The organism is Pseudomonas cucumis, assembly GCF_030687935.1.
Taxonomy (GTDB): domain Bacteria; phylum Pseudomonadota; class Gammaproteobacteria; order Pseudomonadales; family Pseudomonadaceae; genus Aquipseudomonas; species Aquipseudomonas cucumis.
The window spans coordinates 4,073,593-4,098,374 of the sequence record NZ_CP117454.1; the positions used below are offsets into that span (position 1 = coordinate 4,073,593).

General features: G+C 59.8%; 18 protein-coding genes. 8 read left to right on the plus strand and 10 right to left on the minus strand.

From position 1 onward, the window contains the following. Window positions 1-19 precede the first annotated feature (19 nt). Window positions 20-1,717, minus strand: a complete 1,698-nt coding sequence (locus tag PSH97_RS18510) for a glutamine--tRNA ligase/YqeY domain fusion protein (RefSeq protein ID WP_305446167.1) — start codon at window positions 1,715-1,717, stop codon at window positions 20-22. A gap of 261 nt (window positions 1,718-1,978) precedes the next feature. Here PSH97_RS18510 and PSH97_RS18515 point away from each other — a divergent pair, with 261 nt between their 5' ends. Both PSH97_RS18515 and lpxH read left to right on the plus strand, forming a co-directional pair. Beyond that, a complete protein-coding gene (locus tag PSH97_RS18515; RefSeq protein ID WP_305446168.1) occupies window positions 1,979-2,482 on the plus strand; it encodes a peptidylprolyl isomerase in 504 nt (167 codons plus the stop codon). Next, window positions 2,479-3,231, plus strand: coding sequence for a UDP-2,3-diacylglucosamine diphosphatase (gene lpxH, locus PSH97_RS18520; protein ID WP_305446169.1), 753 nt, complete (start codon window positions 2,479-2,481; stop codon window positions 3,229-3,231). The genes PSH97_RS18515 and lpxH overlap by 4 nt, the downstream gene beginning before the upstream one ends. A gap of 122 nt (window positions 3,232-3,353) precedes the next feature. Here the strand turns inward: lpxH and PSH97_RS18525 are convergent, their stop codons facing one another. The 7 genes from PSH97_RS18525 to PSH97_RS18555 form a co-directional block, all read right to left on the minus strand. Continuing rightward, the gene (locus PSH97_RS18525; protein WP_305446170.1) at window positions 3,354-4,883 is read right to left on the minus strand and encodes a DHA2 family efflux MFS transporter permease subunit; all 1,530 of its coding nucleotides are present in this window, start codon (window positions 4,881-4,883) and stop codon (window positions 3,354-3,356) included. A 79-nt stretch (window positions 4,884-4,962) separates the two neighbouring features. Further along, entirely contained in the window at window positions 4,963-6,165 is a 1,203-nt protein-coding gene (locus tag PSH97_RS18530; protein ID WP_305446171.1) for an HlyD family secretion protein, read from the minus strand. A gap of 15 nt (window positions 6,166-6,180) precedes the next feature. After that, entirely contained in the window at window positions 6,181-7,650 is a 1,470-nt protein-coding gene (locus PSH97_RS18535; protein ID WP_305446172.1) for an efflux transporter outer membrane subunit, read from the minus strand. Next, window positions 7,640-8,119 carry a MarR family winged helix-turn-helix transcriptional regulator gene (locus PSH97_RS18540; RefSeq protein ID WP_038982469.1) on the minus strand — a complete coding sequence of 160 codons (480 nt, stop codon included), beginning with the start codon at window positions 8,117-8,119 and terminating at the stop codon, window positions 7,640-7,642. Before PSH97_RS18540 ends, PSH97_RS18535 begins: the two co-directional genes overlap by 11 nt. Before the next feature lie 239 nt (window positions 8,120-8,358). Next, window positions 8,359-12,033 carry a translocation/assembly module TamB domain-containing protein gene (locus PSH97_RS18545; protein WP_305446173.1) on the minus strand — a complete coding sequence of 1,225 codons (3,675 nt, stop codon included), beginning with the start codon at window positions 12,031-12,033 and terminating at the stop codon, window positions 8,359-8,361. Next, the gene (locus PSH97_RS18550) at window positions 12,030-13,757 is read right to left on the minus strand and encodes an autotransporter assembly complex protein TamA (RefSeq protein ID WP_305446174.1); all 1,728 of its coding nucleotides are present in this window, start codon (window positions 13,755-13,757) and stop codon (window positions 12,030-12,032) included. Before PSH97_RS18550 ends, PSH97_RS18545 begins: the two co-directional genes overlap by 4 nt. A gap of 64 nt (window positions 13,758-13,821) precedes the next feature. Beyond that, entirely contained in the window at window positions 13,822-14,472 is a 651-nt protein-coding gene (locus tag PSH97_RS18555) for a GNAT family N-acetyltransferase (protein ID WP_123496620.1), read from the minus strand. A gap of 233 nt (window positions 14,473-14,705) precedes the next feature. On the opposite strand from PSH97_RS18555, the gene xthA reads away from it, so the two are divergent. Together xthA and PSH97_RS18565 are read left to right on the plus strand one after the other, a co-directional pair. Continuing rightward, on the plus strand, window positions 14,706-15,518 hold the full coding sequence (gene xthA, locus PSH97_RS18560) for an exodeoxyribonuclease III (RefSeq protein ID WP_305446175.1): 813 nt from the start codon (window positions 14,706-14,708) through the stop codon (window positions 15,516-15,518). Window positions 15,519-15,629: 111 nt separating this feature from the next. Further along, a complete protein-coding gene (locus tag PSH97_RS18565; protein ID WP_305446176.1) occupies window positions 15,630-16,970 on the plus strand; it encodes a phosphate ABC transporter substrate-binding/OmpA family protein in 1,341 nt (446 codons plus the stop codon). Window positions 16,971-17,113: 143 nt separating this feature from the next. On the opposite strand, the gene PSH97_RS18570 is transcribed toward PSH97_RS18565, so the two are convergent. Continuing rightward, entirely contained in the window at window positions 17,114-18,343 is a 1,230-nt protein-coding gene (locus PSH97_RS18570; protein WP_008014296.1) for an acyl-CoA dehydrogenase, read from the minus strand. A gap of 164 nt (window positions 18,344-18,507) precedes the next feature. Here PSH97_RS18570 and PSH97_RS18575 point away from each other — a divergent pair, with 164 nt between their 5' ends. The 3 genes from PSH97_RS18575 to PSH97_RS18585 all read left to right on the plus strand — a co-directional run bounded on the left by PSH97_RS18575 (window position 18,508) and on the right by PSH97_RS18585 (window position 21,029). Continuing rightward, the gene (locus PSH97_RS18575; protein ID WP_008068246.1) at window positions 18,508-19,437 is read left to right on the plus strand and encodes a LysR family transcriptional regulator; all 930 of its coding nucleotides are present in this window, start codon (window positions 18,508-18,510) and stop codon (window positions 19,435-19,437) included. Between the two features lie 134 nt (window positions 19,438-19,571). Next, a complete protein-coding gene (locus tag PSH97_RS18580) occupies window positions 19,572-19,973 on the plus strand; it encodes a MerR family transcriptional regulator (protein ID WP_305446177.1) in 402 nt (133 codons plus the stop codon). A 156-nt stretch (window positions 19,974-20,129) separates the two neighbouring features. Next, window positions 20,130-21,029 carry a hydroxymethylglutaryl-CoA lyase gene (locus PSH97_RS18585; protein WP_305446178.1) on the plus strand — a complete coding sequence of 300 codons (900 nt, stop codon included), beginning with the start codon at window positions 20,130-20,132 and terminating at the stop codon, window positions 21,027-21,029. Between the two features lie 678 nt (window positions 21,030-21,707). On the opposite strand, the gene PSH97_RS18590 is transcribed toward PSH97_RS18585, so the two are convergent. Continuing rightward, window positions 21,708-23,405, minus strand: coding sequence for an AMP-binding protein (locus PSH97_RS18590; protein ID WP_305446179.1), 1,698 nt, complete (start codon window positions 23,403-23,405; stop codon window positions 21,708-21,710). A gap of 201 nt (window positions 23,406-23,606) precedes the next feature. Between PSH97_RS18590 and PSH97_RS18595 the strand changes: the two genes are divergently transcribed. Then, on the plus strand, window positions 23,607-24,770 hold the full coding sequence (locus PSH97_RS18595) for an isovaleryl-CoA dehydrogenase (protein WP_007904074.1): 1,164 nt from the start codon (window positions 23,607-23,609) through the stop codon (window positions 24,768-24,770). Window positions 24,771-24,782: the final 12 nt, after the last annotated feature.

The following is a 24,782-nucleotide window of genomic DNA, read 5'->3' on the forward strand; positions in this document are numbered from 1 at the left end:
TTAGTTCCTTGACGCTAAATCACTGGCCCCACGAATCACGCAGGGTCACGGTACGGTTGAATACCGGCTGACCTGGTTTCGAGTCCTTGATATCCGCAACGAAGTAACCTTCGCGCTCGAACTGGAAACGGTCTTCCGGCTGTGCATTGCCCAACGAGGGTTCAGCACGACAACCGGTGAGGACTTGCAGTGAGTCAGGGTTGATGTTGTCCAGGAAACTGGCGCTGTCCTCGGCCTTCTCCGGGTTCGGAGAACGGAACAGACGATCGTACAGACGCACTTCGCATTCGACGCTGGCCGCGGCCGGCACCCAGTGCACCACGCCTTTGACCTTGCGGCCTTCAGGGTTCTTGCCCAGGGTATCCGGATCGTAGGAGCAACGCAGTTCGACGATGTTGCCATCGGCGTCCTTGATCGCTTCGTCGGCACGGATCACATAGCTGCCGCGCAGACGCACTTCGCCGTTCGGCTCCAGGCGCTTGTAGCCTTTCGGCGGCTCTTCCATGAAATCTTCACGGTCGATGTAGAGCTCACGGGCAAACGGCAATACGCGCACGCCCATGTCTTCTTTCGGGTGGCACGCCAGTTCGAGGTTTTCGACCTGACCTTCCGGGTAGTTGGTGATCACGACTTTCAGCGGACGCAACACGCACATGGCGCGTGGGGCGCTGTGGTCGAGGTCGTCACGGATGCTGAATTCGAGCATGCCGAAGTCGACTACGCCGTCGGAACGGTTGGTGCCGATCATTTCGCAGAAGTTGCGGATCGATTTCGGTGTGTAGCCACGGCGGCGGAAGCCCGACAGCGTGGACATGCGCGGATCGTCCCAGCCATTCACGTGCTTTTCATCGACCAGTTGCTTGAGCTTGCGCTTGCTGGTGATGGTGTAGTTCAGGTTCAGGCGGCTGAACTCGTACTGACGCGGGTGCGCCGGCACTGGCAGGTTGTCGAGGAACCAGTCGTACAGCGGACGATGGCTTTCGAATTCCAGGGTGCAGATCGAGTGGGTGATGCCTTCGATGGCGTCCGACTGACCGTGGGTGAAGTCGTAGTTCGGGTAAATGCACCACTTGTCGCCGGTCTGGTGGTGATGCGCGTGACGGATGCGATACATGATCGGGTCGCGCAGGTTCATGTTCGGCGAGGCCATGTCGATCTTGGCCCGCAGCACGCGTGCGCCGTCCGGGAATTCGCCGGCGCGCATGCGGGCGAACCAGTCGAGGTTTTCTTCCACGGAGCGCTCACGGAACGGGCTGTTCTTGCCCGGTTCGGTCAGGCTGCCACGGTATTCCTTGGCTTGTTCAGGGGTCAGGTCGTCGACGTAGGCCTTGCCGGCCTTGATCAGCTCTACCGCCCAGTCGTGCAACTGGTCGAAATACTGCGAGGCATAGCGCACTTCACCGGACCATTCGAAGCCCAGCCATTTGACGTCGCTTTCGATCGCGTCGATGTATTCCTGGTCTTCCTTGGCCGGGTTGGTGTCGTCGAAACGCAGGTGCGTGACGCCGCCGAACTCCTGGGCCAGGCCGAAGTTCACACAGATCGACTTGGCGTGACCGATGTGCAGGTAGCCGTTGGGCTCGGGCGGGAAACGAGTAACGATCTGCGTGTGCTTACCCGAGTCCAGGTCCGCCTGGATGATCGGGCGCAGGAAATTGACCGGCACGGCAGGGCCGGTCTTGGAATTCGAGGTAGGGTCGACAGTGGGCTTGCTCATAGGATCCTTGAACGTACAAGTGCGCGGCCAGTTGGCCAAATCGAAGCGGCTGTTATAAATCAAAGGGGCTTATCATAGCCGATGCTGTCAAGTGGCTGACAGAGCAGGCCGGCAATCGGTTGCATTTAATCGGCCGGCGATAAAAAACAGCCTCGAAATTCGCGCCCGGCACGCTAAACTGCCTGCCTTGGCCGACACTGGCCAGACCGGTTGAGAGCCAAAGCGCCCCGAACCCACGAATTTCTATAAAGAGTACTGATCATGACTCAAGTCAAACTGTCTACCAACTTCGGCGACATCGTCCTGAAACTGAACGCTGAAAAGGCGCCGCTGACCGTTGCCAACTTCATCGAATACGTCAAGGCCGGTCACTACGAAAACACCGTTTTCCACCGCGTCATTGGTAACTTCATGATCCAGGGCGGCGGTTTCGAGCCAGGCATGAAAGAAAAGAAAGACAAGCGCCCAAGCATCCAGAACGAAGCCGACAACGGCCTGCCGAACAAGAAGTACAGCGTTGCCATGGCCCGCACCATGGAGCCGCATTCGGCATCCGCGCAATTCTTCATCAACGTGGCTGACAACAGCTTCCTGAACCACAGCGCCAAGACCGTTCAGGGCTGGGGCTATGCCGTATTCGGTGAAGTGGTTGAAGGCACCGACGTGGTCGACAAGATCAAAGGCGTGGCCACCACCTCCAAGGCCGGTCACCAGGACGTACCCGCAGAAGACGTGATCATCGAGAAAGCCGAGATCATTGAGTGATACTGCTGATTTCAGACTTGCATCTGGAAGAGGAGCGCCCGGACATTACCCGGGCGTTTCTGGATTTGCTCGCCGGACGCGCCCGCTCGGCGAGTGCGTTGTACATTCTGGGCGACTTTTTCGAGGCGTGGATTGGCGACGATGCCATGACAGCCTTCCAGCGTTCCATCTGCCAGGCCCTGCGGAACTTAAGCGACAGCGGCACGGCCATTTTTCTGATGCACGGCAATCGCGACTTCATGCTGGGCCAGGCTTTCTGCAAACAGGCCGGCTGCACGTTGCTGAAGGACCCGAGTGTCGTGCAGTTCTACGGCGAGCCGGTGCTATTGATGCACGGCGACAGCCTCTGCACTCGCGACGAAGCGTACATGAAGCTGCGTCGTTATTTGCGCAACCCGATCACCCTGTTCATCCTGCGGCACCTGCCCTTGCGCACTCGCCACAAACTGGGGCGCAAGCTGCGAAGTGAAAGCCGTGCACAGACGCGGATGAAGGCCAATGAGATTGTCGATGTCACGCCGGAAGAAGTGCCGCGAATCATGCAGCACTATGGCGTGAAAACCTTGATCCATGGCCATACCCATCGCCCCGCCATCCACAAGTTGCAGATTGGCGAGCAGGCGGCCAAACGCATTGTGTTGGGGGATTGGGACCGTCAGGGCTGGGCGCTGCAGGTGGATGAGCAAGGGTTTGCGTTGGCGCCATTTGATTTCACCCCGCCCCCACAATTGGCAGCACCCGCGAACTAACTGCCGAACAAAAGAACCTGTGGGAGCGGGCTTGCCCGCGATAGCGGAATCACATTCAACAACTTTGTTGACTGATACACCGTCATCGCGGGCAAGCCCGCTCCCACAGGGACTGTGTTGACTCAATGACCGGCTGCTGCAGGCCCCGCCTTCGCCGCAAACGGCGGTTTCGCCAGCCACACCAGCAGAATCAACCCCATGAACGCCCACCCCAGCAACGTGAAGTAATCCACGGTGGAGAGCATGTACGCCTGGCTGGTCAGCACATGATCCAGCTGCGCGTAGGCCGGGTTACCCGCCCCGCCCAGTGAGTTCAACGCCTCCCGGGTCGCCGGCTCATAGGTGGTGATGCTTTCACTCAAATACGCATGGTGCTGATCGGCGCGGCGGATCCAGATCCAGGTGGTCAACGATGCAGCAAAACTACCGCCCAGGGTCCGCAGGAAGGTCGCAAGCCCTGCGCCGTCGGCAATCTGGCTCGGCGGCAAATCCGACATCAAAATGCTCAAGGTCGGCATGAAGAACAGCGCCACGCCGATGCCCATGAACAGCTGCACCAAAGCGATGTGCTGGAAGTCCACTTCGTTGGTAAACCCGGCGCGCATGAAGCAACTCAAACCGATGCACAGGAACGCGCCACCGGCCAGCAGTCGCAGGTCGAACCTGTGCGCGTACTTGCCGACAAACGGCGACAGCAGCACCGGCAAAATACCGATCGGCGCCACCGCCAATCCGGCCCAGGTGGCGGTGTAGCCCATCTGGGTTTGCAGCCATTGTGGCAGGATCAGGTTGATGCCGAAGAACCCGGCATAACCGCCCACCAGCACGATGGTGCCGATGCGGAAGTTGCGGTAAGCGAACAGCCGCAGGTTGACCACCGGGTGTTTGTCGGTCATTTCCCAGATCACGAACACCGCCAGCGCAATCACTGAAATAGCTGCGCCAATGATGATGAAGTTCGACTCGAACCAGTCCAGGTCATTGCCCTTGTCGAGGATCACCTGCAACGCCCCGACGCCAATAATCAAGGTGATCAACCCCACGTAATCCATCGGCTGGTAACTGGTCACCACCGGCCGCGCCTTGAGTTGCTGGCGCACGACCATCACCGCGAAAACCCCGATCGGTACGTTGATGAAGAAAATCCACGGCCAGCTGTAGCTGTCAGTAATCCAGCCGCCGAGGATCGGGCCGGCAATCGGCGCCACCACCGTGACCATCGCCAGCAACGCCAGGGCCATGCCGCGCCTGGCGGGCGGATAGACCGCAATCAATAGCGTCTGGGTCATCGGGTACAACGGCCCGGCCACCAGGCCTTGAAGCACCCGAAAGCCAATCAGCTCCGGCATCGAAGTCGAGATACCGCACAGAAACGAAGCCAGCACGAACAGTATGGTCGCCCAAAGAAACAGCTTCACCTCACCGAAACGCCGACTTAGCCAACCGGTCAGCGGCAGCGCGATGGCGTTGCTCACGGCAAACGAGGTGATGACCCAGGTGCCCTGCTCCGAACTCACCCCAAGGTTGCCGGAAATCGTCGGCAAGGCCACGTTGGCGATGGTGGTGTCGAGCACCTGCATGAAGGTCGCCAGCGACAGGCCGATGGTGCTGAGCAGCAGGCTGGGCGGCGTGAAAGAGGCGTTATTGCTCATCGCGAATCCTTTGAAACCTGATTGGCACAGCGCCTGTTACTGACGCAGCTCGCTCCCACAGGGTCGGTGTGATGGCGAATCAGCGGTGCGCGGTTTTACTGACCGCGGCGCTGTTGTCGTGGATCAACTGGGTGATCATCGCGTCGGCCTCGGCCAATTGACGGTCGTAGATACCGGTGCTGAACGACGCCTTTTGCGGCGGCTGTTGTGCCAGCACCGGACCACTCTGGTCACGCAGGCTCACATCGACCTGAGTCGACAGGCCGACCCGCAACGGGTGCTTGGCCAACTCTTCGGCGTTGATGTGAATCCGCACCGGCACCCGCTGAACGATCTTGATCCAGTTACCGGTGGCGTTCTGTGCCGGCAGCAAGGCGAACGCGCTGCCGGTCCCGGCGCCGAGGCTGTCGATGGTGCCGCTGTATTTGACGTCGCTGCCGTAGAGGTCGGCCTCGATGTCCACCGGCTGACCGATGCGCATGTCACGCAGTTGGGTTTCCTTGAAGTTGGCGTCGATCCACAGCTGATCCAGCGGGATCACCGCCATCAGCGCGGTGCCCGGCTGGACCCGCTGGCCCAGTTGTACGCTGCGTTTGGCGACATAACCGGTGACCGGTGCAATCAAGGTGCTGCGGGCATGAGTGAGGTACGCCTGGCGCAGTTGCGCGGCGGCGGACATCACGTCCGGGTGCGACGACACCACGGTGTCATCCACCAGCGCGCTGGTGGTCATGAGCTGTTGTTTGGCGTTGGCCAGGGCGTTTTGCGCCGAGGTCAGGTCATCGCGCGCGTGAGACAGCTCTTCCTGGGAAATCGCCCCGCCAGCAGCGAGGTTTTTCCGGCGATTGAAGTTGTCCTGAGCCTTTTGCACTTCGGCCTGCTGCGCATTGACCTGGGCTTTCATGCCGTCGACGTTGCTGTATAAACCGCGCACCTGGCGCACGGTGCGGGCCAGATTGGCCTGGGCACTTTGCAGACCGACTTCGGCGTCGTTCGGGTCGAAGTTGACCAGCACCTGGCCTTCGTGGACCAGATCGCCATCGTCGGCGCCAATACTGACCACGGTGCCGGTGACCAGCGGAGTGATTTCCACCACGTTGCCGTTCACATAGGCGTCGTCGGTGCTTTCATTCCAGCGACCGTAAAATTGGTGATAACCCCAGACGCCGAGTCCGGCGAGGATCACCACTATCGTCAGTACAAACAGCATCACTTTGCGTTTGCGTGGATTGCTCGCGTCTTGAGCGTTGTCAGGAGCTTGGGATGTATCGACAGTGGCCATGACGAGTACCTTGAATTAGTTGTGCTGCGTGGCTGGGGTTGCGTTGGCAGCGGTCAGGGTTTCGCCCTGGAAGCCGCCGCCCAGCGCTTGCATCAGTTGAACCGACAGGTCGATCTGCTCGGCATTCAGGTTGGCCAGCTGACGCTGGGCCTGGAGTAATTGCTGCTCGATGCTGAGCACGTCCAGGTAATTACCGATGCCGGAACCGTAGCGCTGGACCACGGTGTTGTAAGAATCCTGAGCAATGTCGGTGGCGTGCTGCTGGGCGCCGATTTGCCGGCCGATATCGCGCAGCTGGTTGATGGTGTCGCTGACATCGCCCAAGGCTTTCACCAGGCTTTTGTTGTACTGCGCCACCGCGAGGTCGTAATCGGCATCGCGAGAATCGAGGTCAGCCCGCAGGCGGCCGCCGTCGAAAATCGGCACCGAGATCGTTGGGGCGACATTGAAGAAGCGACTCGCCGAACCAAACATCGCATCGCCCAGCAACGACTCCACACCCGCCGCCGCGCTCAGGTTGAGGTTGGGGTAGAACTGAGTCTTGCCCGCCGCGATGTTTTTGCTCGCGGCTTCAACCCGCCAGCGTGCCGCCACCAGGTCCGGACGACGACCGAGCAATTCCGCCGGCAGCACCGACGGTAAAGCCACGGCGCTGGCCTGTAGAACTTTCGGTCGGGCGATTTCGTTGCCGCGATCCGGGCCTTTACCCAGCAACACTGCCAAGGCGATTTTCGCGCTTTGCAGGCGTTTCTCGGCGTCGATCAGGCTGGCTTCGGCGCTGGCTTCCAGGCTTTCGGTCTGCTGGAACTGGTACTGACTGTCGATCCCCGAGCTCAGTCGACGCTGGCTGAGGTCGAGCATTTGTTGGGTGCGCTTGAGGTCTTCGCTGGCCAGGTCATGGATGATGTGCGCCTGCCCCAGATCGCTGTAGGCGCGGGCGACGTCGGCGGACAAGGTCAGCTGCGCGGCTTGCTGATCGACTTCGGCGGCACGGGCCTGGCCCAATGCGGCTTCCCAGGCATCGCGCTGACCGCCCCAAAGGTCGAAGTTGTAATTGAAACTGGCACCGAGATTACGCACGGTGGAGTACGTCCCGCCCTGCCCGCTCGGGTCCTGATCACGAGCCAGACGCGAACGGCTGACGCCGGCGCTGGCATCGAGGGTCGGCATCCGCGCGGCATCGGCGGCATACGCGGCGGCGCTGGCTTGATGGGCGCGGGCGTCGGCGATTTGCATGTCAGGGCTGTCGTGCAGGGCTTCGCGGATCAGGCCGTCGAGTTGCGGGTCACCGAGGCTTTTCCACCAGTCGCTTTTCGGCCACGCCGCAGGCGACAGGGTCACGCCGGTGAGGGATTGCCCGGCCTTGAGATTTTTCGCATCGAGGCTGACGCCTTCGGTGGTCAGGCCGCTGTAACTGGCGCAACCGGCGAGGCTCATGGCCAGCAGCACCAGGCTCAAGCCGGTACGCAGGCGTTTACTGTTCATTGCCACCTACCCGCAGCAGGGTGATCGAGTCACCCGCCGCTACCAGAATTTTCTTCAGGATCTGTTCCAGGGTTTTCAATTCTTCCGGGGTGATGGCGCCGGCCAGTTCATTCATGGCGTCGGCGCCGATCTGCGGCAACTGGTCGGTCAACTGTTGGCCTTGTTCGGTCAGCACCAGTTGCACCTGACGGCGGTCTGCCTCGGAGCGTTGGCGGGCGAGGAAACCTTTCTGTTCCAGACGATCGAGCATGCGGGTCATCGAACCGCTGTCCAGCGACAGGTGACGGCATAGCTCGGCCGGGGTATCGACGCCGAACTGGGCCATGATGATCAGCACTTTGAACTGCGCGGCGGTGATGCCGTGGGGTTCCATGTGCGTGTCGATGATCCGGTCCTTGAGCAGCGCGGCGCGCCCGAGCAGGAGGCCGAGATGGCAATTATGGAAATCGTATGAGGAGAAATGTTTCATCTGACCACCAATTAGCTGCCTAGGCAGTGAATGTATGTCGAGATGTTACTGCCTAGGCAGCGAATGTCAACGCAATAGTTAGGTTGCTTTGTATTTGATTGATAAATGGCGATGGATTCTGTGGTGAATGTTCTGACGCCATCGCGGGCAAGCCCGCTCCCACAGGTTCAGCGAGATCCTTGTGGGAGCGGGCTTGCCCGCGATTGGGGGCGACGCGGTATCTGAAAGAAAACGCGGGTCTAGAAATCCCGCTTGTAGAAGATGTCCAGCGAACTGGCCACGCCGCTGGCGGCTTCGAGGTAGACCTTTTTGCTCAGTTTGTAGCGCAAGGCGATGGTGTTGGCCGGCTCGAACACCCCGACGCCATAACGCAGGCTGAGTTTTTCCGAGATGTTGCCGCTGGCCACCACGGCGGTGTTGGCGCCGCTGCCTTGGGTGTCGAGCTGGAAGTCCTGGATCCCCAAGTCCTTGGCCAAGCCGCTGGTCACCCCCGAACTGCCCATCAAACCCAAGCCGAGAGCGGCCTGGGCGAGCATGTTGTTGTCTTCACCGGTGGTGCTCAGCGGACGCCCCAGCACCAGATAGGACAACGCCTGCTCCTGACTCATCGCCGGTTCGGAAAAGATCTGCGTGGTCGGCTGCTCGGCACTGCCACTCAGGCGAATGCCGGCGATCACGTCGTCGGTCTGGCGAATCGCTTCAATGTCGAGGTACGGCTGATCGATGGGGCCGGCAAACAGCAGGCGCGCCCGGCGCACCGTCAGTCGCTGGCCGTAGGCGCGATAACGCCCGTCGTTGAGCCACAGCTCGCCACGGGTGTCCATGTTGTCGCCGATGTGCACCTGACCTTGCAGGTTGGCGGTCAGGCCGAAGCCGGCAAAGCTGAGTTTGTCCTGCCCAACCACCACATCGATGTCCATCGCCAGGGCCATTGGCGGTTTGCCTTCTTCGGTCTGCTGACCGACGATCACCGTGTCATCGGAGACCTTGACTGTGGATGGCGGCAGCTCGCGCACGATGATCTCGCCCTTGGGCACCAGCACCTTGCCGACGATCGCCAGTTTGTCGTCCTTCATGGAGATTTTCAGGTCCGGCGCGACTTCCAGCGCGGCGTAGGGTTCGACGGTGACCGGCAATTGCGAGCCCTTGAGCGTCAGATCCACCACCAGTGCCTGGCCCCAGGCGATGTTGCCATTGAGGTTGCCCTGCCCGGTCTTGCCGCTTTTCCAGCCGCCGTTCAGTTGCACGGTTTCGCCGGCAATCACGGCTTGAAGTTGCAAGGCTTCGAGCGCCATCGGCAGTTCAGGCCCGGAGATTTCACCGTCGCGCAGCTCAAGGTTGCCGTTGACCAGCGGCGCCAGCAGTCCGCCGGACAATGTGCCGCTGCCGCTCAAATGCCCGGTGAGTTTCTCGACCATCGGCACAAACGGCCGCGCCACCGACAAGTCCAGACCACTGAGGCGGAATGAACCGGTCAGCGGTTTGTTCTTCGGTAGCGGATTGATCTGCGCCTGAACCATCAGCTCACCGAGTTTGCCGCCGACAAAATTGAGGTCGGTGTCGATGCGTTTCGGCGTGAGTTTGCTGGTAAGTTTCAGGGTCTGGTACGGGAAATCCAGCCATTGCTCCTTCTCGCGCATACGCAACGTGCCGCCGCTGGCGTCGATGCTGATCTGGCCGTTCGGGCCGCTGGCCGGCAAGTCCAGTTGCAGGTCGGCATTGAGCTTGCCCTTCCAGGCAAAATCCTTTGGCAACCATTGCGCGAGGCTGTCGATGGGGAACTGCTTGAGGTGATAACGCAGCTTCGGCTCGGGCATCAAGCGCTGGTCTTCGCCGCACAGGCTGGCCGGGCCGGACATCCAGCAATGGGCGCCGAAGTTGATTTTGCCGTCCGCCAGTCGCTCGAGCTTCGCCGGATTTTGCAGTTTCCAGTCCTGACCCCCAGCCTGGATATCGCCACTGGCCAGACGCCCGCGCCAATTGCCTTTGTCCAGCGTGCCGTCGAGACCGAGCGCCAGTTTCAGCTTCGGTCCTTGCAGGTCGAGTGCGAGTTTCTGGTTTTTGATGTCGCCCTGACCGCTGGCGGTCAATGTGCCCAGTGACGTGTCGCCGGTCTGAATGCCGCTACCCTTGAGGTCGATCTTCGCCCGCTGGGCGCTGTCGAGCGTGGCATCCAGGTTGAGGCTTTGCAGGCGATTGTCTTCGAAGGCCAGTTGCGTGCCTTGCAGGCCGAGTTTGCCTTGTGGCGCCTTGAGCGTGCCGGAGACGTCGACCCGACCATTGAGCTGACCGCGCAGTTGCGGCCAGAGCTGGGCCAGACGCGGCATCTTGATGTCGATCCGGCCGGCGAGTTTCTGTTGCAGGCTACCTTGGCCATTGATGCTGTTGTCACCGAGGCGAATCTGCAACGCGCTGAGGTTCCATTGCTCGCCGCCGCCATCGGCCTTGGCTTGCAATATGGCCGGTTGCCCGCGCAGCTTGCCTTTCAAGTCCAGGTCGGCGGTCAGGCTGAGTTTTTCATTCTTCATCTCGCCTTTGCTGCGCAAGGGACCGGCCAATGTGCCAGGCAACTCCGCGAGCCAGTACGCCGGGTTGATTGCCGAGAGGTCCAGCGCCGTATCCCAGGCGATACCATCGGCAAACTGCAGGTTCAAATGCCCTTCGGCCTTGCCCTGCCCGGCTTCGAGCTTGAATTGCGGCAGATGGATTTTCGTCAGGTCGCCGCTGAGCGGGCTGTTCAGGCTGAACGCCCCGGCCGGGCCATCCAGTGCGGCTTTGAAGTTGCCGATGTAGTTGCCGTCGGTGTAGGAGACTTCACCGTTGAAGCTGCGCAGCGCCACTTGCGGCTCGTCGATCAGCGGATAGAGACGGTGCCACGGGAAATCCAGCCAGTCGATTTTTGCATCAGCGCTCAGGCCTTTACTCCAGTCCATTTGCCCGGTGAGCTTGAGGCTTTGTTTGTCATTGGCCGTCAGATCAAGGCCGGCGATCTGCGCGCCCTTGGCGTCGACCTTGCCTTGCAGCAACAACGCCACCGGACCTTGCTCGGCAGGCAACGTGGCTTTACCGAGCAACTGGTAGCCGTTTTTCAGGTCGCCGTCGCCGGTGAGTTCCAGTTGATTGAGTTGCAGGGTGTCCGGTAGATCAGCGCTGGCCTTGAAGCCGTCAGCGGTGATGCGCACTTTGGCTGGCAGGTTTTCCACCAGCGGTTGCAGCTCGCCAGTGAGTTGGCCGTTCAAGTAGCCGCTGCTGTCGGCTTTCAGGTTCAGGGTTTTCAGCAAATCGCCGTCGACCTTCAGGGCCAGCGTCCAAGGCTCGGTGCCTGGCGCCGGCAAGGTCAGTTTGCCTTCAGCGGTCAGCGGCCAATGGCCGCTCGGCTGTAACAGGCCGGACAGGTTCAAGCTCAGTTCATCACGCTGCAAATGCACCGAGTCGACCTGCAAACCCTTCTCAGTCCAGTGCGCTGCCAGTTGCAGCCCCTTGAGTTCTTCACTGCCGTTGAACAGCAGACGGCCGATTTTGACGTCGCCCAATTCGATGGCCAGCGGCAATTTCAAGTCCGGCAGACTGATCGGCCCACTGCTTTGCTCTTCCACGCCCGGTGGGAATTGCAGGCTGACCTGCTCGGCCTGCAGTTGCTCGATGCACAACGTCATGCGCATCAGACACAGCGGCGACCAGGCAAAAATCGCTTCGTTCAGCTCAACCCGGCTGCTGTCCTGCTGCCACACCAGATGATCGGCGCTCCACTGCCCACCCAGACGGCCCTGGAAATTCTCCACAGTCAAACCCGGCACGAACAAGAGCGCCCAGCGACTGCCCGTCGGAGTGCCCAGCACGGTGACCAGCGTCAGCACGATCAGCATCAGCAGTGCCGGAATCGCCAGCAGCGTTATTTTCAAACCACGCTTCACAGCTCAGGCCCCATGGAAAAGTGCAATCGAATGCCGCCGTCATCGTCCATCGCGTGGGCCAGGTCGAGGCGAATCGGCCCCACCGGCGAAACCCAACGGACGCCGATACCGACACCGGTCTTCAGGTTCGGCAATTCGAGTGTGTTGAAGGAGTTGCCTTGGTCGATGAAGGTTGCGACCCGCCATTTTTCGGCGACGGAGTATTGATACTCGACGCTGCCGGCCACCATATAGCGGCCACCGATACGGTCGCCATCGGAGTTTTCCGGGGACAGGCTCTGGTAATCGTAACCGCGCACGCTCTGATCGCCACCGGCGAAGAAGCGCAAGGACGGCGGCACCGATTTATAGCCGTTGGTGGCGCTGCCGCCGACCTGCACCCGACCGAGCAAGCGGTGTTTGTCGAAGACCGTGGTCAGGCCTTTGACCAGCGCAGTGCCGTAGACCAGATTGGTGTCCGAACCCAATCCTTCCTTGGCGACTTTGGTTTCGAATTGCAGGCGATAGCCGTTGTGCGGGTCGATGCGGTTATCGCTTTTCAGGTACGAATAACTCACGCCGGGCATCAGTAAGGTGCTGAGCCCCGAATCGTCACCGAGTTTGTATTCCTCGCGTTGCCACTTGAGCGACACCACCCGCTGCCAGCCGCTGGGCAACTTGCTGTGCCACTCGGGGCCGAGGGTCAGCAGTTTGCTGAGGGTATCGGTGCCAGCGATTTCTTCATATTGATAACCACCGGCAAAGCGCAGTTTGTCGGTCAATGGAGGGTCCAGCGGAACGTCGTAAAACAGCCCGACGTTCTGCCGTGGCGCCGAAATCTCGGCCTCCCAGCCATAGCTGTGCCCCTGAGGATTAACCCAATGGCGGGTCCAGTTGGCCTTGACCCGTGGACCGACGTCGGTGGAAAAACCCAGACCCAACCCCATGGTCCGTGGCTTGCGGGTTTCCAGTTTGACCGCCACCGGAATCACATCGTCCCTGGATGCGGTCGGCGCTGCGTCCACGCGCACGCCCTCGAAATAACCGCTCGATTGCAGCGCCTGATTGAGTTCGGCGATCAGTTCAGAGTCATAGGGTGTACCGGCCTTGAACGGCACCATGCGTTGCAGCAGGTCTTCGTCGAATGGCGTGTCACCTTCAAAACTGACTTTACCCAGCGCATAACGCGGACCGCTGTCGTAGATCAATTCGATATCGGCGACGCCGGCACGCGGGTCCACCAAGAGTTTCTGGCGGGTGAAGCGCCCACTGAAAAAGCCGTAGCGCGAGGCCTGGTTCTGGATCAACCGCTTGGCGTCCTCGTAACGGCCATGGTTGAGCACCGCGCCGGGTTTCAGTAGATCGCTTTGGGGTACACGGAAGGATTTGAACGAGGCCGCCGGGCCTTCGATGCGCACCGTGACATTGCGCAAATGGATCGGCTCGCCGGGCTCGATGTTCAGTACCAGACGCGGCGTCTTGCCGCCCTTCACGTCGCTGTCGATTTGCGGCTGGTAATAACCCAAGGCCTGGGCGGCCTTGCGCGCCTGTTCTTCAGCGCCGCGACTGAAGCGCAGCAAGGCTTCTTCATCGCGATCGCCGAGGCTACCGATATAGCCCTCTATATTGGCCTTGAGTTCATCGTTGGACGGTTTGATCCGCACATCCAATTCACTTTGCGCCAGCGCCGCGCAGCTGGAGATCAGCATCAGCACGCCACTGGTAAATCTTCCGGAAAACTTCATAGCGCGGATGCTATCACGAGCCTGGGGGCCTGATAGAGCCTGACCTGCCGCGAAAGTTCTACTGTTATGCCGTTGCCGTTTGTAACACCTGCGGGTTGGCATGGAAAAACACGTGTTCAAGAATCGGTCCTACCGCCACTTCGCCGATTTCCTCGTAGCCCTGACGCTTATAGAACTCCAGATAACGAGGATTCCCGGTGTCGAGGATCACACCCTGTGAGTGCTCATCGACCGCGCACCAGTTATGGACCGCTTGCAGCAATTGTTCACCGAAATGCTTGCCCTGGAATTGCGGATGAACCCCCAGTAATGGCAAAACATGCACCGAGTCGGACGGCACGCACGCCATCACGGCGGCGTGGTAATCGAGGTAGCGTCGGGTGCAACGAAAACCGGTGCTGAGCACCATCCGCAGGCGCCAGGCCCAGCTTTCGGTGATGCCCAGGCGGCGTTGCGGCGGTGCGATCAGGGCGATGCCGATCAAACGGTCATTCACCAGCAGGCCGATGGCTGGCAAATCCTGAAGAAAGTGTTGTTTGACCAGTTCGCGCACCGTCGCCCTTACTCGTTGTTCATAACCGGGGCGTTCGGCTTCGAACAGGTAGCCAAACGTCGGTTCGTGCCGGTACGCCTGATACAACAAGGAGCGTGCTTCGCGGGAATAGCCGCTGTCGAGCATGTGAATATCGGCAATGGCGGTCGAGGTTTCGGGCATAACGGTAGATCTCCCCTGGGCGCGGCTCAGAAGGCCGCGCTCTTATTGGTACGAGCCTTTGGGTGGCTTCACAGTTCCCCACACAGGTATAGACCAAGCCAGGATCTTCATCGACCGCGAAGAGACCCGATCTGCCAACACATCTCTGACAGGACACAACGAATCCCCTCACCCCACGCTGGCCCCATTCCTACATGTCAGCTAGCATCGCATTTTTGCTAGGACTGCCGACCATGAAGATCGTCTCCTTCAACATCAACGGGCTGCGCGCTCGCCCGCATCAGCTGGCGGCGCTGATTGAAAAGCATCAACCGGACGTGATCGGCCTGCAGGAAACCAAGGTCCACGACGACCAGTTCCCCCTGGCCGAGGTTCAGGCGCTGGGCTATCACGTTTATTACCACGGGCAAAAGAGTCACTACGGCGTGGCCCTGCTTTCGCGCCAGGAACCGATTGCGTTATACAAAGGTTTCACCACTGACGAAGAGGACGCCCAGCGGCGCTTCATCTGGGGCACGTTCGCCGACGCCAATGGCGTGCCGGTGACCATCATGAACGGCTATTTCCCACAGGGCGAAAGCCGCGACCACCCCACCAAGTTCCCGGCCAAGGAGCGTTTCTACAGCGATTTGCAGCAGTTGCTGGAAAGCCAGTTCAGCAACGATCAGCCGATTGTGGTGATGGGCGATGTGAACATTTCCCCGGAAGACTGCGACATCGGCATCGGCCCGGACAACATGAAGCGCTGGCTGAAAACCGGTAAATGCAGCTTCCTGCCCGAAGAACGCGAATGGATGGCCCGCCTGAAAAACTGGGGCCTGGTGGACAGTTTCCGTCACCTGAACCCGGATGTTGCCGACCGTTTCAGCTGGTTCGACTACCGTAGTCGCGGTTTTGAGGATGAGCCCAAGCGCGGGCTGCGGATTGACTTGATCATGGCGTCCCATGGGTTGTTGCCGCGAGTGAAGGATGCCGGCGTGGATTACGATTTGCGCGCAATGGAAAAACCCTCCGACCACGCGCCGATCTGGCTTGAGTTGAGCTGATCCGGTTTTGCTGATCGTTCCCATGCAGAGCGTGGGAACGATCACTGTCATCGTTCAGAAACCTTACTGACTTATTCTCCCGGCACTTTCCCAGGCTTATAAGGTGCCGGCATGACGCTGCGCGTGTTGTTTCTGTCGATGCTCGCCGCCCTGCTGCCGCTGCCGGTGTCGGCCGGCGATTTGCCGACGCCCGAACGTGGCCCGGTGTTGCGCATCCAGGGCTCCAACACCATTGGCGCGGCATTGGGCCCGGCGCTGGTCGAGGGGTTGATGCGTGAACAGGGCCTGCTCAAGGTTCATCGCGAAGCCCCGGACAAAGCCAACGAACAACGCATCGTCGGCGAAACCGTTCAGGGACGCCGAGTCGAGGTGGAGGTCGCGGCCCACGGTTCCAGCACCGGGTTCAAAGCCCTGAAAATCGCCTCTGCCGATCTCGCGGCCTCCTCGCGCCCGATCAAGGACAGCGAGCGGCTGGATCTCGAACCGCTGGGCGACCTGAAAAGCCCGATTGCCGAGCAAGTCATCGCCATCGACGGGCTGGCAATCATCCTTCATCCGCTCAATCCGCTGAAGCAACTCAACACCCTACAATTGGCGCGAATCTTCAGCGGCGAAGCAAAAACCTGGGAAGAACTCGGCGGCACCGGTGGGACAATTCATCTCTATGCGCGGGATGATCAATCGGGCACCTACGACACGGTCAAGGAACTGGTCCTCAGCCCGCGAGGGAAAACCCTGAGCGGCAATGCGAAACGCTTCGAATCCAGCGAGCAATTGTCCGACGCCGTCAGTCTGGACCCGCAAGCCATCGGTTTCATCGGGTTGCCTTATGTGCGCCAGGCCAAAGCAGTAGCCATTGTCGATGGAGACTCCCAGGCCATGCTGCCGCTCAATAGCCTGATCGCGACGGAAGATTACCCGCTGTCCCGTCGGCTGTTCTTTTACCTGCCGCCGACCGGGAAAAATCCCTGGGCCAAGGCCTTGGTGAAATTTGCCCAAAGCAGCAAAGGCCAGGCGATCGTCGCAGCCAATGGTTTTATCGCGCAGACGGTTCAGGCCATGGCGGTCACGCCGAATGCGTTGATGCCCGAGGGTTATCAGGCACTCAGCCGGCATGCCCAGCGGCTGACGGTGAACTTTCGTTTCGAAGAAGGCAGCGCGACGCTGGACAACAAGGCCCGACAGGACCTGTCGCGGGTGCTCGACTATATAAAGCAGCACGACAAAACCAATCGGCAGGTGACGCTGGTAGGGTTTGGCGACGCCAAGAACGACCCGGCGCGGGCTGACCTGCTATCGAAACTGCGGGCCATGGCGGTACGACGAGAGCTGGTGAAAAGCGGCGTGGTGTTTCGCGAGATTCGCGGCTTCGGCGCCGAGATGCCGGTGGCGACCAACAGCGGGGATGAGGGGCGGATCAAGAATCGGCGGGTTGAGGTTTGGGTGTATTGAATCCAGTGTTGATGGGCTGAATGGGCCGACGCCATCGCGGGCAAGCCTCGCTCCCACAATGTCCGTGTCGTACACAAAATCTGTGAACACCACTGCAACTGTGGGAGCGGGCTTGCCCGCGATGAACGATGATGCGATGCCTGTCAGTGCCCGCTGCGCATCATTTCCTTAGGCACATATTTGCCGATCTCAAATTTGCCGATCGCCGCGCGGTGCACTTCGTCCGGGCCGTCGGCCAGGCGCAGGGTGCGTTGCATGGCGTACATGTAGGCCAGCGGGAAATCGTTGGAAACCCCTGCCCCGCCATGGATCTGGATCGCCCGATCGATCACCCGCAACGCCACGTTCGGCGCGACGACTTTGATCTGCGCGATTTCGCTCTTCGCCACCTTGTTGCCGACGGTGTCCATCATGTACGCCGCTTTCAATGTCAGCAGGCGCGCCATGTCGATCTCCATCCGCGAGTCGGCGATTTTGTCGATGTTACCGCCCAGGCGCGCCAAGGGTTTGCCGAACGCGGTGCGGTTGACCGCACGTTTGCACATCAGCTCCAACGCACGTTCGGCCATGCCGATCGAACGCATGCAGTGGTGAATCCGGCCCGGGCCGAGGCGACCTTGGGCAATTTCGAAGCCGCGTCCTTCGCCCAACAGGACGTTTTCGTACGGCACCCGGACGTTTTCGAACAGCACTTCGGCGTGACCGTGAGGCGCGTCGTCATAACCGAACACCGGCAGCGGACGCACAATCTTCACGCCTGGGGTATCCACCGGCACCAGAATCATCGAGTGCTGCGCATGGCGCGGTGCATCCGGGTTGCTCAGGCCCATGAAGATCAAAATCTTGCAACGCGGATCGCAGGCGCCAGAGGTCCACCATTTTTTGCCGTTGATCACCCATTCGTCACCATCACGCACAGCGCGGGCGGCCATGTTGGTGGCGTCGGACGAAGCCACGTCCGGTTCGGTCATGGCGAACGCCGAGCGGATCTCACCGCGCAACAGCGGTTCGAGCCAGCGTTGCTTCTGTTCCTCATTGGCGTAACGCACCAGCACTTCCATGTTGCCGGTGTCCGGTGCGGAGCAGTTGAACGGTTCAGGGCCCAGCAGCGAGCGGCCCATGATTTCCGCCAATGGCGCATATTCGAGGTTGGTCAGGCCGGCGCCGAGTTCGGATTCAGGCAGAAACAAATTCCACAGGCCTTCAGCTTTGGCCTTGAGTTTGAGTTCTTCCATGATCGCTGTCGGCTGCCAGCGATCGCCCTCGGCGACCTGGCGTTCGAACACCGCTTCAGCGGGATAAACGTAGGTGTCCATGAACGCGGTCACGCGCTCACGCAGTTCTTGCACTTTGGGCGAATAAGCGAAATCCATGGGCAGCTACCTTCTAAAGGGAGGTTGTTCAGGTCATGCAATCGATGCTAGAACAGCGTTGATAATTTACCTAGCCTATTCTCGGCGTGTATTAACATTCATCACCGATATATGATCGACTGATCGAGCCACCTTCCTATAACAAGAGCAGAGAGCGCAGCGCAATGAATCTGAGCAAGGTCGACCTCAACCTTTTCATCGTCTTCGACGCGATCTACACCGAAGCCAACCTGACTCGCGCCGGGCAGATTGTCGGCATTACTCAACCAGCGGTCTCGAACGCTCTGGCTCGCCTGCGCGAGACCTTCAACGATCCGCTTTTCGTGCGCACCGCCCAAGGCATGGTGCCCACGCCGATGGCGCAGAACATCATCGGCCCCGTGCGCAACGCCCTCTCCTTGCTGCGGGTGTCGGTGCAGGAAAGCCGCATTTTCAACCCGTTGCAGGCGGTCAAGACCTACCGCATCAGCATGACCGACCTTACTGAAGCGGTGATCCTGCCGCCGCTGTTCCAGCGCCTGCGACGCCTGGCGCCGACGGTGATCATCGAAAGTTTCCTGTCCAAACGTCGCGAGACCACCAAGGAATTGGCCGCCGGTCGTCTCGATTTCGCGGTGGATGCGCCACTCAATACCGATCCGCAAGTGCGTCACGTCAAGTTGATGGAGGACCGTTACGTGTGCGCCATGCGCAAGGGCCATCCGTTGGCGGGCAAAGAGAAATTCACCCTCGACGATTATCTGTCCCTGACCCACATCCATATCTCCAGCCGGCGCAGCGGTCTGGGTTATGTCGATCTGGCCCTGGGCAAAATGGGCATCCAGCGCAAAATCGCCCTGCGCTCCCAGCATTACCTGATGGCGTCCCAGGTGTTGCAGCAGACCGACATGGTCATGACCGTGCCGGAACGCTTCGCTCGCCGACATGACTTGTACTCGGTGAACCTCCCGGTTAAAGAAGTTCCGCCGGTGGAAACTCATCTTTACTGGCACGAAAGCACTGACCAGGACCCAGCCAACCGCTGGATGCGCGAGCAGATGATCGAGTTGTGCCAACAGGTTACGGCGCATGAGAAGAAGCTGGATAAGGTGTAGGACGTTAATCCGTGTCATTGTTCTTCGCGGGCAAGCCCGCGAAGAGGCCGGTGATACCAACGAAGATCCATGCCCCTTGACGTAAACGTCAACCTGCCATTAGCTTAGCGCCATGACCTTTTTCGAGCGCTTCCATGAGCAGCCAGACCTATAGCATTTCCGACCTCGCCCGCGAGCTCGACATCACTACCCGAGCTATTCGCTTTTATGAAGAGCAAGGCCTGCTCAGCCCCGAGCGTCGTGGTCAGGAACGCATTTATTCGCCCCGCGACAAGGTCAGCCTGAAGCTGATCCTGCGAGGCAAGCGCATTGGTTTTTCCCTGGCCGAATGCCGCGAGCTGATCGAGCTCTACGACCCCTCCAGCGGTAACACCAAGCAACTGCATAGTATGCTGGCGAAAATCGCCGAGCGTCGGGAACAACTCGAACAGCAACTGCTGGACATCGAACAGATGAAACTGGAACTCGACACGGCCGAAGAGCGCTGTACTCAGGCGCTGGAGCTGACGATCAAGAGCCAGCAAGCGGTCCGGTAGATCTACACAGTTCCCTGTGGGAGCGGCGGTGCGGCGATCCGCCTTGCCCGCGATGAGGGCATGACATTCAACATTGATGCTGACTGACACACCGCCATCGCGGGCAAGCCCGCTCCCACAGGGTTTTCCCAGCATTCAGACAACAGGTCAATTCCCATGTCCCTACCCACCCACGTACGCCTGGTCGAAGTCGGCCCCCGCGACGGTCTGCAAAACGAAGCCCAGCCCATCAGCGTTGCGGACAAGGTGCATCTGGTTGACGCGCTGACCGCCGCAGGCCTGGGCTATATAGAAGTCGGCAGTTTCGTCTCGCCCAAATGGGTGCCGCAAATGGCCGGTTCCGCCGAGGTCTTCGCGCAGATCAAGCGCAAGCCGGGCGTAACCTATGGCGCCCTCGCCCCCAACCTGCGGGGCTTTGAAGATGCCATCGCCGCCGGGGTCAAGGAAGTCGCCGTGTTCGCCGCAGCGTCCGAATCGTTTTCCCAGCGCAACATCAATTGCTCGATCAGCGAGAGCCTGGAGCGCTTCGTGCCGATCATGGACGCCGCCAAGCAACACAGGGTCAGCGTGCGCGGTTACGTGTCCTGCGTGCTGGGTTGCCCTTATGAAGGTGACATCGCACCGGAACAAGTCGCCCGGGTTGCTCGTGAGCTCTATGCCATGGGCTGCTACGAGGTTTCGTTGGGAGACACCATCGGCACCGGCACCGCCGGCGCGACACGCAGGATGTTCGACGTGGTGTCGGCCGATGTGCCACGCGAAAAACTGGCCGGGCACTTTCACGATACCTATGGCCAGGCCATGGCCAACATCTACGCCAGCCTGCTGGAAGGCATCGCGGTGTTCGACAGCTCCATCGCCGGCCTCGGCGGCTGCCCCTACGCCAAGGGCGCCAGCGGTAATGTCGCGACCGAAGACGTGGTTTACCTGCTCAACGGCCTGGGTATCGAGACCGGAATCGACCTGGATGCCTTGATTCGGGCCGGCCAACAGATTTGCACGGTGCTGGGGCGCCCTACCGGTTCGCGTGTGGCCAAGGCTCGCAGCGCACAGTGACAGTGTGGATGTGTCCGGGTGTTACCGCGTGTGCAGAAACGTGGGCGGAAGCGAGTAACACGGAAACAAATTGTCGGGTTTGGGTCGGATGAAAAATCCTGTGAAAAACTCAAAGCATTGAATTTAAAGGGTTTTCAAAAGTTGGCACGGCTTCTGCTATCTCTATGGCATAACAAGAATAAAAACTGCAAACCAATAAAAATAAGACGTAACGACTCTGACATAACAAGAACAACACGGCAGAGACGCAGCTAACAGATTTTTTTGGAGAGGATGTGCTTTTCAGGGTGCTTTTCGAAGTAACCCGCAACCGGGCAGAGAACAATAAAACTACCTTCAGGTAGCTCCCGAACTGGTTGGATCGCTTAGCGAAAAAGTAGATCAGCGCTCAAAAAAATACGTTTGCTCTTGATCCCGGATGGGGATCGACAAAAACAGCGGTAAAGGGCCACGGTTGCCAAAAACAACAACAGACCGCCCCTCAATAATAAAAAAAGAGCACGTGCGACAAAATTAAAGGGGAGCTTCGGCTCCCCTTTGTGCTTTCTCGTGTTTGCCATTTCCACTGCGCCCCCCCTGTGGGAGCGAGCCTGCTCGCGATAGCGGTGGTTCAGTCGACATCTATATCGGATGTGCTGCCGTCATCGCGAGCAGGCTCGCTCCCACAAGGAATTGTGGTCAGGCGTGATGACCTCGCAGCTCCTCGATGCTGATCTCGCGCATCCGAAACTTCTGGATCTTGCCGGTCACGGTCATCGGAAACTCCTCGACGAACTTGAAATAACGCGGCGTCTTGAAGTGCGCGATGCGCTCCTTGCACCAGGCTTGCAGCTCCTGTTCGGTGGCGCTGTGGCCGGGGTGGAATTTGATCCAGGCAACGATCTCTTCGCCATAACGGGAGCAAGGAATGCCGATCACCTGCACATCAGCTACCGCCGGATGGGTGAAGAAGAACTCTTCCAGCTCCCTAGGGTAAACATTCTCACCGCCGCGAATGATCATGTCCTTGTTACGCCCGGCGATGCACACGTAGCCTTCGTCGTTCATGCTCGCCAGATCGCCGGTGTGCATCCAGCCCGCCTCATCGATAGCCTCGTCGGTGCCTTGCGGGTTATTCCAGTAGCCGAGCATCACGCTGTAACCCCGAGTACACAGCTCGCCGATGGTGCCGCGTGGCACCAGGTTGCCCGCCTCGTCGATGATTTTGCTTTCCAGTTGCGGCTGGGTGCGGCCAACGGTGGTGACGCGCAATTCCAGCTCGTCTGACGGACCTGTCTGTAACGACACAGGGCTGGTTTCCGTCATGCCGTAGGCAATTTGCACTTCGCTCATGTGCATTTCATTGATAACCCGGCGCATCACCTCGATCGGGCAGGTCGCCCCGGCCATGATCCCGGTGCGCAGGCTCGACAAATCAAACTCGGCGCGCTTGGGCTGATCGAGCATGGCGATGAACATGGTCGGCACGCCGTAAAGCGCGGTGGCTTTTTCTTCGGCGACGGTGCTCAGCGTCAGCAACGGATCGAAGGCGTCGTTGGGGTAAATCATGGTGCTGGCGTGGGTGACGCAGCCGAGGTTGCCCATGACCATGCCGAAGCAGTGATACAGCGGCACCGGAATCACCAGCCGATCATTGGCTGTCAGCCCGAGGCTTTCGCCGACCATGTAACCGTTGTTGAGAATGTTGTAATGGCTGAGGGTCGCGCCCTTGGGAAAACCCGTGGTGCCGGAGGTGTACTGGATGTTTACCGCTTGATCGAAATGCAGACTGCCCTGACGTTCGCGCAATTGCTCGATCGACACGCTGGCCGCCAGATCGGTCAGCTGCGACCACGGCAGGAAACCCGATGGCGGCTGCGCATCCAGGCTGATCACTCCACGCAGTTCCGGCAGACGTTCGCTCTGCAACCGGCCGATGGATTGTTCCGCCAATTCCGGTACCAGCCCTTGCAGCATGCCGTGATAGTCGGAGGTCTTGAAAGCCCCGGCACAGACCAGCCACTGGCACCCGGACTGCTTCAACACGTATTCGAGTTCGGAGCTGCGGTAAGCCGGGTTGATGTTGACCAGAATCACGCCGATTTTCGCGCTGGCGAACTGGCTGATGCACCACTGGGCACAATTCGGCGCCCAGATGCCGAGCCGGTCACCGGTCTGCAAGCCCAGCGCCAACAACGCTTTGGCGTGCAGGTCGACGGCTTCTGCCAACTGCTGCCAGGTGTAACGCAGCTGTTGATGTCGCACCACCAGTGCCTCGCCGTCCGGGTATCGCGCGACGGTGTCGTCGAACTTCTGCCCGATGGTCATCGCCAGCAAGGCTTTGTCCTGGGAACCACGGGTGTAGCTGCGCTGCGGGTTTGCACTGGGTTGATCCATGACGACCCCTATTGTCTTTATTAGTGGGTGTTGGAACGGAGCTACGGCAGCTCCGACCATTCAGAACTGGCTCTACTCTCGCTCAAGTTGACGTTAACGTAAAGGGTGATTGACAGCCATTCATCACAGGCTTACGTTGACGTAAAGGTGAGAGCTGAAACACTGCCCTCCCCACCCTACAAAAAAGCCAAAAGGTGTCCCATGAGCTACCCATCCCTGAACTTTGCCCTCGGTGAAACCATCGACATGCTGCGCGATCAGGTTCAGTCCTTCGTCGCCAAAGAGATCGCCCCGCGCGCCGCTCAGATCGACATCGACAACCTGTTCCCGGCCGACCTGTGGCGCAAATTCGGCGACATGGGCCTGCTCGGCATTACCGTGCCGGAAGAGTACGGCGGCGCGGGTCTGGGTTATCTCGCGCACGTGGTGGCGATGGAAGAAATCAGCCGCGGTTCGGCCTCGGTCGCCCTGTCTTACGGCGCTCACTCCAACCTCTGCGTCAACCAGATCAACCGCAACGGCACTCACGAACAGAAAAGCAAATACCTGCCGAAGCTGATCAGCGGCGAGCATATCGGTGCGCTGGCCATGAGCGAGCCGAATGCCGGTTCCGATGTGGTCTCGATGAAACTGCGCGCCGACAAACGCGGCGACCACTACGTACTCAACGGCAGCAAAACCTGGATCACCAACGGCCCCGACGCCAACACCTACGTGATCTACGCCAAGACCGACCTGGAAAAAGGCCCGCACGGCATCACTGCTTTCATCGTCGAGCGTGACTCCAAAGGCTTCAGCCGCAGCAATAAGTTCGACAAGCTCGGCATGCGCGGTTCGAACACCTGTGAGCTGTTTTTCGATGACGTCGAAGTGCCGGAAGAAAACATCCTCGGCGTGCTCAACGGCGGCGTGAAAGTGCTGATGAGCGGCCTCGACTACGAGCGCGTTGTGCTCTCGGGCGGCCCGACGGGGATCATGCAAGCCTGTATGGACCTGATCGTTCCGTACATCCACGACCGCAAACAATTCGGCCAGAGCATCGGCGAATTCCAGCTGATCCAGGGCAAAGTCGCCGACATGTACACCCAACTCAATGCCAGCCGTGCCTACCTTTACGCGGTGGCCCAGGCCTGCGAGCGCGGCGAAACCGCGCGCAAGGACGCCGCCGGAGTCATCCTCTACAGCGCCGAATGCGCGACCCGAATGGCCCTCGACGCGATCCAGATTCTCGGTGGCAACGGCTACATCAACGAATTCCCGGCCGGTCGTCTGCTGCGTGACGCCAAGCTGTATGAAATCGGCGCTGGCACCAGTGAGATCCGTCGCATGCTCATCGGTCGCGAACTGTTCAACGAAACCCGCTAAACGGAGCTGCAC

Coding starts and splice junctions, on each gene's coding strand:
- PSH97_RS18555 (WP_123496620.1), bottom strand. CDS start 14,472: ATGCCCGAAACCTCGACCGCCATTGCCGATATTCACATGCTCGACAGC.
- PSH97_RS18525 (WP_305446170.1), bottom strand. CDS start 4,883: ATGAGCAATAACGCCTCTTTCACGCCGCCCAGCCTGCTGCTCAGCACC.
- PSH97_RS18580 (WP_305446177.1), top strand. CDS start 19,572: ATGAGCAGCCAGACCTATAGCATTTCCGACCTCGCCCGCGAGCTCGAC.
- PSH97_RS18575 (WP_008068246.1), top strand. CDS start 18,508: ATGAATCTGAGCAAGGTCGACCTCAACCTTTTCATCGTCTTCGACGCG.
- PSH97_RS18510 (WP_305446167.1), bottom strand. CDS start 1,717: ATGAGCAAGCCCACTGTCGACCCTACCTCGAATTCCAAGACCGGCCCT.
- PSH97_RS18535 (WP_305446172.1), bottom strand. CDS start 7,650: ATGAACAGTAAACGCCTGCGTACCGGCTTGAGCCTGGTGCTGCTGGCC.
- PSH97_RS18540 (WP_038982469.1), bottom strand. CDS start 8,119: ATGAAACATTTCTCCTCATACGATTTCCATAATTGCCATCTCGGCCTC.
- PSH97_RS18585 (WP_305446178.1), top strand. CDS start 20,130: ATGTCCCTACCCACCCACGTACGCCTGGTCGAAGTCGGCCCCCGCGAC.
- PSH97_RS18530 (WP_305446171.1), bottom strand. CDS start 6,165: ATGGCCACTGTCGATACATCCCAAGCTCCTGACAACGCTCAAGACGCG.
- xthA (WP_305446175.1), top strand. CDS start 14,706: ATGAAGATCGTCTCCTTCAACATCAACGGGCTGCGCGCTCGCCCGCAT.
- PSH97_RS18565 (WP_305446176.1), top strand. CDS start 15,630: ATGACGCTGCGCGTGTTGTTTCTGTCGATGCTCGCCGCCCTGCTGCCG.
- PSH97_RS18570 (WP_008014296.1), bottom strand. CDS start 18,343: ATGGATTTCGCTTATTCGCCCAAAGTGCAAGAACTGCGTGAGCGCGTG.
- PSH97_RS18515 (WP_305446168.1), top strand. CDS start 1,979: ATGACTCAAGTCAAACTGTCTACCAACTTCGGCGACATCGTCCTGAAA.
- PSH97_RS18595 (WP_007904074.1), top strand. CDS start 23,607: ATGAGCTACCCATCCCTGAACTTTGCCCTCGGTGAAACCATCGACATG.
- PSH97_RS18590 (WP_305446179.1), bottom strand. CDS start 23,405: ATGGATCAACCCAGTGCAAACCCGCAGCGCAGCTACACCCGTGGTTCC.
- PSH97_RS18550 (WP_305446174.1), bottom strand. CDS start 13,757: ATGAAGTTTTCCGGAAGATTTACCAGTGGCGTGCTGATGCTGATCTCC.